Raw genomic sequence first — 16,409 nt, 5'->3', positions numbered from 1 at the left:
AGGGCGCTCCGTTATAACAAAGGCTCGAGCCAGTAACCGCTGGGTAGCGAGATCCCCAGTGCGTGCGCAAAAAGGAAATAGCTGACGACGGCCATGAGGACTCCGGTAAGTAGCGCCTTACCCCATGACGTACCAAAGATGCGAGCCAGGCTGGTGACGGCCAACAGTGAGGTGATGATGAAGCCGAGCTTGGTGAAGAGCAGGGCATAGACCAGGAGCGTGGCCAGTACCAGCAGCAACTTCATGCCGAGCTGGCGACCGGGCCACGCCTCGTTGGTGCCGGGTTTCACGACCAGCACGCTGGCCAACGCTGCCAGAAGGATGGCAAGACCGAGCGGAAAGGCTTTGGGGCCTACGGGGTCGTAGCTGAAGGGCACTTCCAGATTGATGGCCTGAACGGCGACGAACGCCGCCAGACCGATCAGGACGATGCCCAACAACCGGTCGGCGGCGAGTTTCATTGCTTCAGACCTACTTCTTTGGCCAGGGATTCGAACTGGTCGACCTGCTCCAGCACATAGTCATTGAAGTCGTAGCCGAAGCGCGACATTGGAAATAGACCACGCTCTTCACGCAATTTGGCGAATTTCTGCGACTCGGATAGCTCTTTCATGCGTTCCACCCACTTCTGGTAGGCTTCGTCGCTGACGTTGGGCCCCATGTAATAGCCGCGCCAGATGGGCCATTGCACGTCATAGCCCTGTTCCTTGGCGGTGGGAATGTCAGCGTAAGGACCATCCATACGCTCTTCGGACAGCGAGGCGAGCACACGGATCTTGCCGCTTTCCAACTGTGACTTGAGCTCGGAGAGATCGCCCGTGAAGACCTGGATGTGGTCGCCCAGCAGCGCCGCCAGGGCTTCGCCGCCGCCCTCGAAGGAGACGTACTTGAGATTGCGCGGCGAGAGATCGGCGGCCTTGGCGGTGAGCGCGGCCTTCATCCAGTCCTGGCTGCCCACGGTGCCGCCCGCCCCGAAGGCGACATCGCCCGGGTTGGCCTTGAGGTCTTCCATCAACTCGTCGAGGGACTGCCAGGGCGCGTCGGCATTGACGACGATGGCGCCATAGTCGGCGCCCAGCGCGCCCAGCCAGCGCACGTCGTCGGCATCGTATTGGCCGAACTTGCCCAGCGCCAGGTTCACGGCCGCGCCGGTGCTGGCAGCGACGATGAGGTTGGGATCGTCGTCACGCACGCCATTGACGTGGTTATATGCGACGGCGCCGATGCCCCCTGGCATGTAACTTACGGCCATGGGCTTGTCGATCATGCTGGTCTTTTCCAGGCCGTTGGCGGCCAGGCGACAGGTGAGGTCGTAGCCGCCGCCCGGCTTGGCGGGGGCGATGCACTCTGTCGCCTCGGACTGTGCCTGAGCGTTGCCGGCGGCCAAGAGACCGCCCGCCAGCGCCAGCATGCCGGCGTACGTGGAAAGCCCTTTGTTGATCTTCATGGCGAACTCCTGTTCTCTTGTTTTGCGCTGCATTAGGAATAACGAGAGTGGTGCTGATGTCATCGCCACGGATGACGAATACCGATGCTAGGCAGGCAACCTTTCATCAACCTGTCACCTAACGTTTATCTACATGAGACATTGGTCGTATGCGACTGCTCGTCATCGAAGATGACCCCCTGATTGCGCGTTCCCTGGATCAAGCGCTCACCCCGCTAGGCAACATTGTTGAAGTGTTCACGCACCATGCGCAGGCACGCGAAGCCTTGCAGAGCGGCCATTTCGACTTGGTTTTGCTGGATTTGGGGTTGCCCGATGGCAACGGCCTGACGTTGCTGGCCGAGCTACGCCAGCGTGGCGATACCACGCCAGTCTTGATACTGACGGCCCGCGATGGCATCGACGACCGAGTGGAAGGGTTGGATCTAGGCGCGGATGATTATCTCGCCAAGCCATTCTCGCTCGCCGAGCTGGAGGCTAGAGTGCGTGCCTTGCTGCGCCGCAGCCAGCAACGTGTCGATAATCGTCTGGCGTTCGGGGCGCTCACGTTCGATGCCACCTCGGGCGTCGCCACGCTGTATGAGCAGGTTCTAGATTTGCCGCGTCGCGAACTGCTTTTGTTGGAAGGATTGATGCTGCATGCCGGCAGCATCACGCCGCGTGAGGCGCTGGAAAATCGTCTGTTCGGTTATGGCGATGTAGGTCCCAATGCGCTGGAAGTCTACATCAGCCGCTTGCGTAAAAGACTCGAGGGCAGCGGGTTGCGCATCCGCACGTTTCGCGGCCTCGGCTACCGGCTCGAGGAAGTGTCCTCGTGATCGAGGTAGAGGGCACGCTCAAATCTCGGTTGGCGATCTGGCTATTGGCGACCGTCAGTGCGCTTGGCGTGTTGCTGTTGGCCGAAGCCTATTTCAGCTCGCAACGTGCGGCCGAGCGTGCCTATGATAGCCAGCTAGAAGCCGCTGCTCTGACCATCGCCGAGGCCGTGCAGTGGGAGGCGGGGCAGCCGGTGGTGGAGATCCCTTCGGCAGCGTTGCAGATTCTGGCGACGCGCCACCAGGAGCGGGTATTCTACGCCGTGCTGGATGCTGACGGTCAGACGGTATCGGGTAACCTGGATCTGGATATTGCGCCTGAGTGGCGACGGCGCGCGTCGTCGCAACCGATATGGCTGAATGACGCGTATCACGGTACCCAGTGGCGTCTTTATGGACGGGAGCTCGATTCCGCTGGCTGGGAGACGCAAGATCCGGTGCAAATTTGGGTCGGCCACACCATGACGGGGCGTGAATCGTTGACGGAAGTGCTCTTCGAGCACGCGGTCACCCGCTTCGTGATCATGGTCTTGCTGGCGGGGGTCTTGATGCTCTTGGCGATGCGTGTAGCACTCGCACCGCTGCGACGATTACGTCAGCAGCTACGGCGTCGTGATGCCGATGACATGCAGCCACTGGATACCCGTGTGCCCGAAGAAATGCGTGAAATGGCGGAAACCTTGGATTCACTTTTTACGCGCCAGCGCCAAGGCCGGGAAGCGCTTTTGCGTTTTACTGCAGATGCCAGTCATCAACTCAAGACGCCACTCGCGGGGTTACAGACCACGAGCGAACTGGCGTTGAAAAGCGATAGTCCCGATGCATGGCGACAGGCACTGGTCGAGGTCCATGGGAGTGCGGAGCGCACGAGCCGTTTGGCCAGCCAGCTATTGAGTATGGCGCGCCTGCGTCATGCCGTGGAAGCAAACGCGACGGCGCGTATTGACGCACTGGCGCTGCTGCATGAAACGGCTTTCGACTGGGCGCAGCGTGATGCCGCGCAAGCCCATGACATCGGCCTGGCGTCTCTCCCGGCATCGCCGCAATACATCCAGGGCGAGGCATGGGCATTGCGAGAGTTGTTAGGCAATTTGATCGACAATGCCCTGCGTTATACGCCGCCTGGCAGTGTTATTACCCTGGGGGTGGTGTCTCATGCGCAGACGTTGGAGTTGTATATCGAGGATGACGGACCCGGTGTATCGCCCGAAGTGATGGCGCACTTGCACCACCCCTTCGAACGCGGTGGTCGTCAGGACACCGAGGGTTCCGGCCTGGGATTGGCCATCGTGGACTCGATCGTGCGCCGTCACGAGGCGCGGATGCAGGTCGAGTCGGCGGAGAAGGGTGGGCTGAGAGTTCGCCTGTTTTTTCCTTATCTCACCCAACACGAGCAGGGATGATGCCGATTCGTCGTGTGGCGCTCGTATGGTTCTTGGGCGCGCTGATACCGTGCCTCGCCTGGGCCGATAATCCTCTCGTCGTCGAGGCGGCGCTCGACAGGGAGGTTGCGGCGCCCTTGCTGGACGCTTTCGAGGAGGCTCATCCACACATCCAGTTGAACTTCCGCGATCGCTCAACGCTTGAAGTCGATGCGCGTGTCGCCGACGAGGAGAGCCCGCCCGATGTCGTTATCAGCTCCGCCATGCCCTGGCAGATGGCGCGAGTCAACGAAGACTATGCCCAGCGGCTCGAGTCGCCGGAGGCGCGCGCCTGGCCGGAATGGGCCAAATGGCGCGACGAAGTTTTCGGCTTCACCTTCGAGCCCATCGTCATGGCGTATCGGCTGGATCTATCGCGTTATGTGATGCCGCCGAAGACTCATGCCGACCTGCATACGTTACTCACGCAGCACCGCGAGACGCTGCGCGATAAGGTCACGACCTATTCGCCTTCACGCAGTGGCGTCGGTTATACGCTGTTCCAGCAGGATGCGCGCTACACCACCCGCTTCTGGGATCTCGTGGCCGCGATGGGCGCGACCGATACGAATCTCGAGGCCAATACGCGGTCCATGCTCGAAGGGCTCAGCGAGGGACGCTACTGGCTGGGCTACAACCTGCTGGGCTCCTACGCCATGGTGTGGGCGCAATCGCACCCCGAGGTCTTCGTACAGGTGCCTCAGGACTACTCGTTGGTCATGATGCGCATGGCGTTCATTCATCGCGATGCCCCACACCCCGGAGCGGCCAGGGCGTTTCTCGACTTCCTGCTGGGCCGCGAAGGGCAGCGTGTTATCGCCGGCGAGACGCCGCTGTTCAGCGTTCGCTCGGATGTCATGGGTCCCTACACGGCTCAGCGGCTGCGCGACCAAGTCGGGGAGCGCTTGTATCCGATTCCGCTGAACGCTTCTTTACTTGCCTTCGTCGACCCCTCGCGGCGCGCGGCATTCATGGAGCGCTGGCAGCGGGAATTCCAGCGTTTGTCGCAACCCGAACCGTCCCAGGGCGAGCCATCCGCCGAATCGCACATTGACAAAGGCCCTCAACGTTGAGAGGACGGGAATAGGGGTTTATAATGGCGGATTAATCTTCCTCGCACACGCTTTCCCCACAGGTGTCGCCACATGCTTCGTATAGCGCAAGAAGCTCTTACGTTCGATGATGTCTTACTCGTCCCCGGCTATTCCGACGTTCTGCCCAAGGATGTCAGCCTCAGATCCCGCCTGACACGTGACCTTTACCTCAATATTCCGGTGCTTTCCTCCGCGATGGATACCGTGACCGAAGCTCGCCTGGCGATTGCCATGGCGCAGGAAGGCGGCATCGGGATCATTCACAAGAGCATGACCATCGCCGCGCAGGCGACGGAAGTCCGCAAGGTGAAGAAGCACGAGAGCGTGATCGTCAAGGACCCGGTGACCGTCAGTTCCAAGGCGAAGCTGGCCGATCTGCTCGAGATGGCCGACGAGTATGGCTATTCCGGGTTCCCGGTAGTCGAGGGCGACACTCTGATGGGCATCGTCACCGGGCGCGACATGCGCTTCCGTCCGGACAAGGGCGATAGCGTCGCGGAAATCATGACCCCGCGCGAGAAGCTGGTCACCGTGCCCGTCGGCACCTCGCTGGATATCATCAAGTCCAAGCTGCAGGAACACCGCATCGAGAAGATCCTGGTGGTCGACGATCAGTTCCGCCTGCGTGGCTTGGTCACCGTTCGCGATATCGAGAAGGCGCGCACCTATCCGCACGCCGCCAAGGACAGCGATGGCCGCCTGCTTGCCGGCGCTGCCGTGGGCACCGGGCCGGAAACGCCGGATCGCATCGCCGCGCTGGCCGAGGCGGGCGTCGATGTGGTGGTGGTCGATACCGCGCATGGCCATTCCCAGGGCGTCATCGAGCGCGTGCGTTGGGTCAAGGAACATTATCCGCAGGTGCAGGTGATCGGCGGCAACATCGCCACCGCTGCCGCCGCCAAGGCACTCGCCGAAGCCGGCGTCGATGGTGTCAAGGTCGGCATCGGCCCCGGTTCCATCTGCACCACGCGCATCGTCGCCGGTGTCGGGGTGCCGCAGATCTCTGCCGTCTCCGACGTGGCCGATGCGCTCAAGCCGTTCGACATCCCGCTGGTCGCCGATGGCGGCATTCGCTTCTCCGGCGACCTTTCCAAGGCCATCGCCGCCGGGGCCAGCACGGTGATGATCGGTGGTCTGCTGGCCGGTACCGAGGAAGCGCCGGGCGAGATCGAGCTCTATCAGGGCCGTACTTATAAGGCCTATCGCGGCATGGGCTCCATGAGCGCCATGTCCCAGACTCAGGGCTCGTCCGATCGTTACTTCCAGGATAAGAACGCCGGCGTCGAGAAGCTGGTGCCGGAAGGCGTCGAAGGCCGCGTGCCCTACAAGGGCGCGATGAGCGCCATCGTCCATCAACTGATGGGCGGCTTGCGCGCCTCCATGGGCTACACCGGCTGCCACGACATCGACGAGATGCGCACCAAGCCGGAATTCGTGAAGATCACCGGCGCGGGCTTTGCCGAATCGCACGTGCACGATGTGCAGATTACGAAAGAGGCCCCCAACTACCGGGCGGGCTAACTCAAGCTTGATGCCGGAAGCTTGAAGCTGGAAGTGGCCGCGCGCCGCTTCCAGCTTTCGCATTTTCGGCCCTTGTTGCTTCTCAAAGGAAAGGCCAGATGACCGACATTCACGCCCATAAGATCCTGATCCTCGACTTCGGCTCCCAGTACACCCAGCTCATCGCGCGCCGCGTGCGCGAGATCGGCGTCTACTCCGAAGTGCGCGCCTTCGATATCAGCGAAGAAGAGATCCGCGAGTACGCGCCCAACGGCATCATCCTCGCCGGGGGGCCGGAATCCGTCACCGAACTCGCCTCTCCGCGCGCGCCGCAATGCGTGTTCGAGATGGGCTTGCCGGTACTGGGGATCTGCTACGGCATGCAAACCATGGCCGAGCAGTTGGGCGGTAAGGTCGAAGGTTCGCATACTCATGAGTTCGGCTATGCGCAGGTGCGTATCGACGCCGACAACGCGCTGCTCTCGGGCATCAAGGATCATGTCGACGTCGAGACCGGCCGTGCGCTGCTCGATGTGTGGATGAGCCACGGCGACAAGGTCGGTCAGGTGCCGGAGACCTTCACCGTGACCGCCTCCACGCCGAGTTGCCCCATCGCCGCCATGGCTTGGGAAGAGAAGCACTTCTACGGCGTGCAATTCCACCCCGAAGTGACCCACACCCTGCAAGGCCAACGCATCCTCGAGCAATTCGTGTTGGATATCTGCCAGGCTGAGCGGTTGTGGACCCCGGCGCAGATCATCGAAGACCTCTGCGAGCGCGTACGCGAGCAAGTCGCCGACCGTCACGTACTGCTCGGCCTCTCCGGTGGCGTGGACTCCTCCGTGGTCGCTGCGCTACTGCACAAGGCCATCGGCGATCAACTGACCTGCGTGTTCGTCGACAACGGCCTGCTGCGCAAGAAAGAAGGCGACCAGGTGATGGAAACCTTCGGTCAGCACATGGGCGTGCGCGTGATCCGCGTCGACGCCGAAGACGAATTCCTCGGCAAGCTGGAAGGCGAGGCCGACCCCGAAGCCAAGCGCAAGGTCATCGGCAACACCTTCATCGATGTGTTCGACCGTGAAGCCGCCAAGATCGAGGGTGTCGACTTCCTCGCCCAGGGCACCATCTACCCGGACGTGATCGAATCCGCGGCCAGCAAGACCGGCAAGGCCCACGTCATCAAGTCGCACCACAACGTCGGCGGCCTGCCCGAGACCATGAAGCTCAAGCTGGTCGAACCACTGCGCGAACTGTTCAAGGACGAAGTGCGCAAGCTCGGCCTGGAACTCGGCCTGCCGTACGACATGGTCTACCGCCACCCCTTCCCGGGACCGGGCCTCGGAGTACGCATCCTCGGCGAAGTCAAAAAAGAGTACGCCGACATCCTCCGCGAAGCCGACGCCATCTTCATCGAAGAACTGCACAACTTCGACTGGTACCACAAGACCAGCCAAGCCTTCGCCGTCTTCCTCCCGGTCAAGTCAGTAGGCGTCGTCGGCGACGGCCGCCGCTACGAATGGGTCATCGCCCTGCGCGCCGTCGAAACCATCGACTTCATGACCGCAAGATGGGCCCACCTGCCGTACGAGCTCCTGGAGAAGGTCTCCAACCGCATCATCAACGAGATCAGCGGCGTCTCCCGCGTGACGTATGATGTCAGCAGCAAGCCGCCCGCAACGATCGAGTGGGAGTGAGTCTTAGGTTGTAAGCCTTTGCGTACAAGACTGCAAGTAAAAAGCCCGCCATCACAGGCTGTGTCAAAACACGGCCTCAGCTGGCACACTGCCCATCAGGCTTCCTGATGGGCAGTTTTCATCATGGCACGCTATATCAACGGTGCGTCTCGCGAGCAGCTCGATCTGCTGCCACCTTCCCTCGATGACCTGATCCCTGACGCGCATCTCGTTCGCGTCATCGATCTCTACGTCGACTCCCTCGATCTCGATGCCCTAGGCTTCGAGCGGGCTCGGCTCGCTGCGACCGGGCGCCCGGGCTACCATCCTGCGGATATGCTGCGCCTCTACCTGTACGGCTATCTTCAGCAGATCCGCTCGTCACGCCGCCTGGAACGCGAATGTCAGCGCAATATCGAGCTGATGTGGCTACTCAGCCGGCTGACCCCTGACTTCAAGACCATCGCCGAGTTTCGACGCAAGCATCCGCAGGCGTTTCGTCAGCTGTGCCGTCACTTCGTGCGCTTCTGCCGTGACGCCGGTTGGCTGGAGAGCCGCGAAGTGGCCATCGATGGCAGCAAGTTCGGGGCCGTGGCCAGCAAGAAGCGCATGGTGAGTCAAAAGTCGCTGGCCCGTGAGGAATAGGTCTTGAACGCGCGTATCGACGCCTGGTTGGACGGTCTCGACGCGACCGACCGCAAGGAAGCGCACCGGGATGGGCCCGACGATGACCAGCGCCGCCGCTCACTCGAACGGCTCAAGGCCCTGCGTAACGCCGAGAGCGCATGGAACAACTCGGGATCCAGCATCACGTCACCGGTGAGCCCGAGGCCCGGTTCATGCGCTCGCCGCAGGGAAGCCGGACCGCGTATAACCTGCAGACGGCGGTGGATATCGACCCCCCTGATCGTGCACCACGAGATGGTGCAGGACGGCGATGACAGCCGCCAGTTGCAGACCATGGCGGAGGCGGCACAAGCGGCACTGGTGACAGAACGGATCTCGCTACTGGCCGGTGCCGGTTACTCCAACGGCGAACAGCAGCAGCGCTGCGAAGAACGTAACCTGGCCTGCCATATCCCGCCCCGGCGGGCCGTCAACAACCAAGGAGATGGCCAGCTCTATCAAGCCGATGCCTTTCACTATGAACCGGCCCGGGATGCCTACCGCTGTCCGGCTGGTCACTGGCTGCCACTGAAGCAACGCAACAGGTCCCAGAAAGTCCTTTACTATGCCAACTCCTCGGCGTGTGCCGGCTGTACGCGCAAGTCGCGCTGTACGACGGGGCGTTGGCGAACCGTCCCGCCATCAGTATGAAAGCGCCTTCGAGACGTCGCGACAACGCCTGACAGACGACCCCGGGCGATGACACGTCGCCGCTCAGGCGTCGAGCATCTCTTCGGCACGCTCAAGGACACGCTGATAGGGAATGCCGGTCGTCTACTGGTGCGCGGACTCGACAAAGCCCGGGGGGAGATCAGTCTGGCGGTACTGGCGTACAACCTGACGCGGCTGATGCGGAATATCGGGACCGAGGCGCTGATGGCCCGGCTGAGGCGAGTCCCGGTCTGGAGTCGGGGGCCTCTATCGATATTGACAAGGCTGTAACGAAATCGCCCCGCAAAAGCTCTTTATAGTAGATTCTATGTAAGAGCGTAATTGTATGACACAATGCTCTGATTTTTTCAGGGCTTTTTCTTCACAGCAATTATTACACACTGTGTAAATATGTGTGTAATAGACCTTCACTTCCCTAGTATATAGAGGTGGAGAGAGCCTTGCTTTGAAATGCTATCGTTAAATCTATGGGCTCCCAGAGATGCTCCTGCCAAGCAGGCTTGAGCATGTTTTTGAAGGACCTGATAGCAAAACTGGAGTCGTGTGAGTTTCCCTTGATCTTTTTCAATCTCACTTTTAGAAACTTTAATATAATCATAAGGATTTGGCGACAAAATCAAAAAGCAGTCATACAACCACCCATCGGCTAGTCTTAAAGATTGCGTTTATAAAGATTGAGAAGTGCGGTAAAATATAGTCAATCTGAGATGTCTCGCTCAATGAAGCGATCCATTCGCACTACTTTGATCCGGCACTTCAAAGAACAAGTCTTTCCCCAAAAGAATGGTGGGCTGCTGCCATAGATCAGGCCATCTACTTCAACCTACTTCCTCATAATCTCATCTATCCCTCGTGATTGGCCTTACAGCCTCAAAATTTTACTATTATAGCCCGTCCCTTTAGCCGCTCTAAAAACACAGGCCTCTCAATATAAAGCAATGCCACTCTTCTCTTGACGCCAAGCCTCAAAAAAGATATTTTTAATTAAAGATATTAGCCTTAATATAACATCATCCAGCAAAGCGCCCATATCACTATCCGTAATGGAAAAGCCAGGATTGCCAAATGGAAATTTCATCGCTCCACCTAAAAGGGTTCAGAAACTTTAAGGACTCAGTTACCAATTTTAAAAACAATACATTGCTGATTGGTTCTAATGATGTCGGTAAAAGCAATATGCTTCATGCATTGCGCCTACTTTTAGACAAAAGCTTATCTGAAGCAGATATTGAACCATCGGAATTGGACTTCCACATAGGTAACAAAGAGGCTAGTGAACATCTAGCAGTAACTGCAAAACTCAGCAATATAACCGAAGATGCTGTCTTATCTGTCCTAAAAGGACATGTAAGCGATGATGGCGAGACCTTTATAAGGTACACAGCTAAAAAATCTGATTTAAGCTACAAGGTGTTTATAGGACGTTCTCTTGATGAGTTGGAGGAAGTTGTCTCCAGATTTTATCTTAAGTACATAAATCTAAAGTACATCCAGTCTCAGCGAGACCTTGATAGGTTTATAAAGAGAGAGAAACGGCAGCTTTTAAAAGTTGCTCAGCAATCACTGGAGCCAACCGAAAAACAGGGGGACGAAAAACTTCTCTCTGAAATTAGCACAGATCTAACCAACCTCAACGAAAAAGTATCGCAGCTTGAATATGTTGATAAAGCTACTGCTGATATCAATCGTGAGTTAAAAAAACTAGCACATCACCATTCTAACTACAAAGTTAGATTGGACACCGGAGCGATACAAGTCAACGATTTTATCGACAAACTGCAGTTGGGAGCAAACAGCAATGGGTCAAACATCATGCTTGGAGGAGATGGGAGGAATAACCAAATACTTCTAGCATTATGGAAGGCAAAGAGCACCAAAGAACACGATTTAGATAACGAAGTTGTTTTTTATGTGATAGAAGAGCCAGAGGCACACTTACACCCTCACCAACAAAGAAAACTAGCTAGCTACCTTATAGATGAACTACCTGGGCAAACTATAATATCATCACACTCTCCACAAATAGCCGTCAACTTCAAACCTGACTCTATTGTTAGGCTCCTTTCAAAAGATGGTGAGACTCATTCTGCGGGTCAAGGGTGCTCAGACTGCATTGCCGAAGGCTGGGAGGAGATGAGCTACCGGATGAGTATACTGCCCGCTGAAGCCTTCTTCTCAAATGGCGTTCTGCTAGTTGAAGGGCCATCAGAGGTTCTCTTTTACACAGAGTTCTCCGAACATCTGGGCATCGATTTGGATTATGAGAATCTATCTATACTTTCGGTTGATGGAATAGCCTTCAAAGTCTATGTGAAAATTTTAAATGCATTAGAGATCCCTTGGGTTATGAGAACTGATAACGACATATCGAAAGTTCCGAACCAAGAGAGCTGGCAATATACAGGAATGAACAGGTGCTTAAAAATTGCTGGCCTTGCCACTTGCGACAACAGCAAAAAAGAAATAAATCCTCAAGAAACTGTTGATAACGGAAAGTGGTTTGAAGTATCTTCGCTTTTTAGTGAGAAAGGTATATTTTTATCAAAAATCGACTTAGAGAATGACTTGGTAAACGAACTCTCTTTCCCGATATTGACAGCCCTAGAAAAACAAAGCACCCTCAAGGCGATCAAGTATTTGCAAAATAAAAAAGCACTCCGCATGCGCGTTCTTTTGAAAAAAATCAAGGGGGATTTGAGTCAGCTAAATAATAGCGACATTGCAAATCCTCTTCTAAAAATTAATGAAATCAGCAAGGAGGGTGCATGAGTGTATTCAACCCCACAACCCAGCAAAAAGCCGCAACAAACTATCCGGGCAATATGGTTATAACTGCTTGCCCTGGAAGCGGTAAGACAACTGTGATACAGAACAAAATAACAGCCATAACTTCTGAGTTACCCTCACATAAAGGTGTAGTAGCTATCACCTTTACCAACAAAGCAAGCATAGAGCTTAAAAAGAGATGTGTGTCTGGAGCACATGATATAAAACAAAGTTTTTTTGGGACTATTGACAGCTTTTGCTATAAAGAATTGATCCTTCCGTTCTTGCCTCGAGTTTGGGAGGGTAAAGTCGTAGATCGAGAGGTAATCAAAGGTCTTAGCCCTTTCCATAAGAGTTTTTTTCTCGATGACTATAAATCTCCAGATTTAGAAAGCATAGAAAGAGACAAAGGTTTCAAATCTCTTTATGACGAAGGCTACTTGTGGATGGCTTCATTCTCAGGTCTAGCGCTATACATACTAAACGAGTCCTATGCAGCGCGTAGATATATAAAGGCTAGATACTCGCATGTTTTCATTGACGAATATCAAGACTCTTCTTTAGCTCAACATCAGCTGTTCTTAAAGCTTTTTGAATTGGGGTTGGTGGCCACGGCTGTTGGTGACAAAGCTCAATCAATATATGAGTTCCGGGGAGGAGATTCTGGGTTGTTAGAAGAGCTTGTTAAGGATGCTAAATTATTCAAGCACTTTGAGATAGATGTAAATCATAGATGCCATACCTCAATAAATAATTATGCGACAAAGCTACTCCATCCTGAGGCAGAGATAGTAAACTGTGATGAGATCCGTATTTTTAGGCGCAATTTAAATGGTAACTTAACTGACATTGGTGCAGCTATCTCTGAATGGATTTCGAGTTGGTTGGAACAGGGGGCTTGGGGAGTTGAAGCCGCATCAGATTTTGCACTGCTTGTTAGAAAGGATAAGTCGCTGAAATTATTGGCTTCTGGCCTAACTGTCAAGCATAGAGCTTACACTAATACCCCGCTCGACGATATGGGTACACAATGCGCTGATCTCTATAAAGAACTCTTGTCATTCAAGTATGGTGCAATTGAAACTGCTCAGGAGCTCATAGAAAAGGTATTATCTCCTACAGTGGTGAGTGATATAGGGTTAAAAAAAATCCGGGGAAGCATTTTGCAATTGCGAGAAGGCAAAACATCAGAAGAGGTCATTGATAGCTTTAGAGAAGTTGCTTATTTAGCAGGCGAGGAACGCACTTTAGACGAGGATAAAGCAGTAGAAGTAATAGTTAATGAGGATTCAAAATATCAATTCATGCCCTTGGATAAAAACGAAGTGCAAGTGATGACGCTGCATAAGTCAAAGGGGCTGGAATTTAAGGTGGTGTTCCATTTCGACCTAGAAGAATGGTCTTTTCCTTTTCAGAAGGTGGTTGATAATGATTGGGAAAACCCTACTTATCCAAGCTACGGGCAAGAGATTAACTTGCATTATGTCGGTATCACGCGTGCAGAAAATTGCTGCATATTAGTTAGATCACAATATCGACAAAATAGAAATGGTAGCTTCAAAAATTCTTCGCCGTCTCTTTTTTTAAAACTTCCTCAGCTTGAAGGTCTTTACAAATAATGACGAAGATTAAAAGACATATTAGGTAAATTAGTATCTTAAAAGCCAGGCTTTTGTCGGGGTTGGCGGATGCAGGTTCTGAGTGCAACACCGTCAATGTGTCGATGATGGAGCCTCATGGTACTTCGCCATCTGCTCGTTCATCACTTCAATAGGGCACTTGAAGTCGAAGCGCTTTCGCGGGCGAATGTTCAGCTCAAGCGTAATCTCATCCAGTTCTTGCTGGTTATAGACCGATAGATCCGTTCCCTTCGGCAAGTACTGCCGTATGAGGCCATTGATATTGAGGGGGCGGACAGCCGCTTGGCCCCCTCTGCCATGGGCTGTGCGGGTTACAGAAGTAGATGGTGGCGACACCGGTATTCTAGGTGACCTTGGAGTGCTGCGTCATCTCACGTCCCTGGTCATACGTCAGGCTCTTCCGTGCGGCCAACCTTCATTGGCGTTGACACCAACGGCATGCGATTCAGCGCAGCGCTGAAGCCTTCTACCGCAGAGGTGGCGGTCGCATCGTTCATCTTCGCCAGGATCAGGTAACCGCTCTTGAGTTCGACAAGGGTGCCGACAGCCGATGCATTGTTCATGCCCTTGATCAGGTTGCCCTCCCAGTGGCCAGGAAACTCACGTTTCTCCACCTCTGGAGGACGGAGGTGAATGCTCACCATATCCGGAATCTGGTTGCGCCGGTCAACCTGGCCACGACGCGGCTTGCGGGTCGTTTTTCCTTGCCGCAAACAATGGATCATTTCCTTTCTCAGCTCACCGACGGGCAACGCGTAGATGGCGCTGTAGATGGTTTCTCGGCAGACGTAGGCGTCTCGAAGGTCAGGGATATTCATATGCTTGAGCTTGCCGCTGATCTGTTCGAGAGACAAGCGCCGACGAAGCATGTGCTGAATCAGGGCGAATCGAGGGCTGCCTGGAAGCAGTTCGCGCCTTGGTCGACAAACGCCTCGACGGTCATGACGACGCTGTTGCGCGTGTGGCGCGCGATACCGTCCATCGGACGATCCATTGCGCCGTATCTCTCGACTGATCGTCGCTGGGGATCGTTCGAGCAGAGCCGCGACCTTCCTGATGCTCAAGCCTTGTGCGAGGCTGGCCTGGATAGTGGTACGTTCTTCAATGCAAAGTTCAGAATATGACATAGGGTCAACACCTTACCGGTTGGGTCAGGTGTTGCATTCAGAATTTGCGGCCAAGCCCCAGGGGGGCAGGTAATTGGGTAGGAGACTGAAAGACTCCTACCTAGGAACAAATGCGGCACTCCACCTAAGCAGCCGCCGTGTCTCTTCACCTTCTATTGATGGAAGAGTCTTGCATGATCGACAGCTTGATAGGGTTTCCGGGTGAAATCGCTGCATCGGCTCGGTCGCGCTGGACTTCGTCATGGAGCCATTGCCGAAATCCTGGAAAATAGGAATGTATGGGGCGGTGTCGCGAACGAACAAGATAGTGGCGTTTCGGCATTCTGGACCATTGCTTGGCGAGCGTGACCAAGTCGCCTCGCTCCAGCCAGGGTGTAGCGTCCCAGAACCACGCCCATGTCGTTGATCGCCGCTTCCGTTGTCAACGCCAATGAAGGTTGTCCGCATTGGGGATGCGGACGAAAACTTGGTCTACATCGGGGGGATTTCATGTATCCGTATGAAGATCGCATAAGGGCAGTGGCGCTCTACCTTAATTACGGCAAGAGCGCGTCAGCGGCGGTTCGTGAGCTGGGATAGTGCTGTCCTGGTCGTTGAGACGGGGGGGCTGATTGATAGCCATAACGGTGTTATGGCTCATGCGGGGTCGGCAGGAGCGTTGCTGCACGTTTACACCGAACGCCCATTTCTTCCAAGCGTCTGCGTATAGCCATGTGATGTACGGAGAGGGCTGTGCGCCGGCAAAAGGCACCTGTGTGCCCGCTGAGTATCGCCAGTAAATACTCTACAACAAGCTGGCGTAGCAGGCTTTTGGATTCGCCGAGTTTTCTGGGTCGACCGCCTTGAGGCAATAGACCTTTTCCCTTGTAAAAGTTATTTGTATCAATGGCTTATCTCTATAAACTATGCCTAATGCAATACAGGGCAGTATGTGGTACAGTTAAAAGGCCTATTTTGCATAGACCTTTTTTGATGCACTGGATTAAGAAGTGAGATCTTGTGTTGAAACTATAGTTGCGAATCGGTCCTTGAGTGCAGCCATTGCAGCGTCGTGCAAGAGCTCAGAAGAAATAATCGAACCATTATGGCTTGGGAGTTCTCTCGTTGCGCAGGCGTCATGGCAAACAAAATTTTTGAACCCTAGATCAAGGGAAGCTCTAACACTGGCACTCACACACATGTGACTCATAAAACCAGCGAAAACTACCTGCTGTGTATTTGCTAGAAGCAACAACTCCTTGAGAGGGGTGTTATGAAAAGAGTTCGGGTGTGCTTTTTCGATGATCTTCTCATTCGAAAAGGGGGCGAGGGGGCTCAGGATCGAAACTTTATCGGTAAGCGGATCGAAAATCTTGCCTTTAGGTTTTCCATGTTGAACAACATGGAAAACAGGTGCTCCTTCTTGCCGTGCCTTGTCAAGCAAAAGCTTAGCATTTTGAAGGGCCTCTTCGCCGGCAGTTTTCAGGGGCAATGCACCATCCAGATACTCATTCTGATAATCAATCAGGACGAGCGCACACTTCTTCCAGTCAGCGACTTCATTTGGGGCACCAGCCATGTCAAGCAAGGTCATTGGTATAGTCAT

The 16,409-nt window shown here is 54.9% G+C and carries 11 protein-coding genes and 2 pseudogenes; 8 read left to right on the top strand and 5 right to left on the bottom strand.

The genetic code is table 11. From position 1 onward, the window contains the following. Window positions 1-11: 11 nt before the first annotated feature. A complete protein-coding gene (locus L1073_RS14290; protein ID WP_246900322.1) occupies window positions 12-461 on the bottom strand; it encodes a tripartite tricarboxylate transporter TctB family protein in 450 nt (149 codons plus the stop codon). Further along, window positions 458-1,447: a Bug family tripartite tricarboxylate transporter substrate binding protein gene (locus tag L1073_RS14285; RefSeq protein WP_246900320.1), complete on the bottom strand. Its 990-nt coding sequence runs from the start codon at window positions 1,445-1,447 to the stop codon at window positions 458-460. The genes L1073_RS14290 and L1073_RS14285 overlap by 4 nt, the downstream gene beginning before the upstream one ends. 149 nt (window positions 1,448-1,596) lie before the next feature. Between L1073_RS14285 and L1073_RS14280 the strand changes: the two genes are divergently transcribed. The 6 genes and pseudogenes from L1073_RS14280 to L1073_RS14255 all read left to right on the top strand — a co-directional run bounded on the left by L1073_RS14280 (window position 1,597) and on the right by L1073_RS14255 (window position 9,561). Further along, window positions 1,597-2,265, top strand: coding sequence for a response regulator (locus L1073_RS14280; protein WP_246900319.1), 669 nt, complete (start codon window positions 1,597-1,599; stop codon window positions 2,263-2,265). After that, the gene (locus L1073_RS14275; protein WP_246900317.1) at window positions 2,262-3,665 is read left to right on the top strand and encodes a sensor histidine kinase; all 1,404 of its coding nucleotides are present in this window, start codon (window positions 2,262-2,264) and stop codon (window positions 3,663-3,665) included. Before L1073_RS14280 ends, L1073_RS14275 begins: the two co-directional genes overlap by 4 nt. Next, the gene (locus L1073_RS14270) at window positions 3,665-4,756 is read left to right on the top strand and encodes an ABC transporter substrate-binding protein (RefSeq protein WP_246900315.1); all 1,092 of its coding nucleotides are present in this window, start codon (window positions 3,665-3,667) and stop codon (window positions 4,754-4,756) included. The genes L1073_RS14275 and L1073_RS14270 overlap by 1 nt, the downstream gene beginning before the upstream one ends. A 72-nt stretch (window positions 4,757-4,828) precedes the next feature. Beyond that, entirely contained in the window at window positions 4,829-6,298 is a 1,470-nt protein-coding gene (gene guaB, locus L1073_RS14265; protein WP_246900313.1) for an IMP dehydrogenase, read from the top strand. 98 nt (window positions 6,299-6,396) lie between these two features. Then, window positions 6,397-7,974, top strand: coding sequence for a glutamine-hydrolyzing GMP synthase (guaA, locus tag L1073_RS14260; protein WP_246900311.1), 1,578 nt, complete (start codon window positions 6,397-6,399; stop codon window positions 7,972-7,974). Window positions 7,975-8,097: 123 nt separating this feature from the next. After that, a pseudogene (locus L1073_RS14255) lies at window positions 8,098-9,561 on the top strand (IS1182 family transposase). A 655-nt stretch (window positions 9,562-10,216) separates the two neighbouring features. Here L1073_RS14255 and L1073_RS14250 read toward each other — a convergent pair. Continuing rightward, a complete protein-coding gene (locus L1073_RS14250; protein ID WP_246900310.1) occupies window positions 10,217-10,369 on the bottom strand; it encodes a hypothetical protein in 153 nt (50 codons plus the stop codon). Between L1073_RS14250 and L1073_RS14245 the strand changes: the two genes are divergently transcribed. Then, on the top strand, window positions 10,357-12,060 hold the full coding sequence (locus L1073_RS14245) for an ATP-dependent nuclease (protein WP_246900308.1): 1,704 nt from the start codon (window positions 10,357-10,359) through the stop codon (window positions 12,058-12,060). The two genes, L1073_RS14250 and L1073_RS14245, sit on opposite strands and share 13 nt — an antisense overlap. Continuing rightward, complete coding sequence (locus L1073_RS14240) at window positions 12,057-13,676, top strand: UvrD-helicase domain-containing protein (protein ID WP_246900307.1); 1,620 nt, start codon at window positions 12,057-12,059, stop codon at window positions 13,674-13,676. Before L1073_RS14245 ends, L1073_RS14240 begins: the two co-directional genes overlap by 4 nt. A 93-nt stretch (window positions 13,677-13,769) precedes the next feature. On the opposite strand, the pseudogene L1073_RS14235 reads toward L1073_RS14240, so the two are convergent. Beyond that, window positions 13,770-14,824: pseudogene (locus L1073_RS14235) on the bottom strand (IS30 family transposase). Window positions 14,825-15,806: 982 nt separating this feature from the next. Continuing rightward, window positions 15,807-16,397 (bottom strand): cysteine hydrolase family protein, encoded by a 591-nt coding sequence (locus tag L1073_RS14230; RefSeq protein ID WP_246900305.1) that lies wholly within the window; start codon window positions 16,395-16,397, stop codon window positions 15,807-15,809. Between the last annotated feature and the right edge of the window lie 12 nt (window positions 16,398-16,409).

This window comes from Chromohalobacter nigrandesensis, assembly GCF_023061285.1.
Taxonomy (GTDB): Bacteria; Pseudomonadota; Gammaproteobacteria; order Pseudomonadales; family Halomonadaceae; genus Chromohalobacter; species Chromohalobacter nigrandesensis.
The sequence above is the reverse complement of the archived record's forward strand: the minus strand, read 5'-3'. Positions and strand labels throughout refer to the sequence as shown.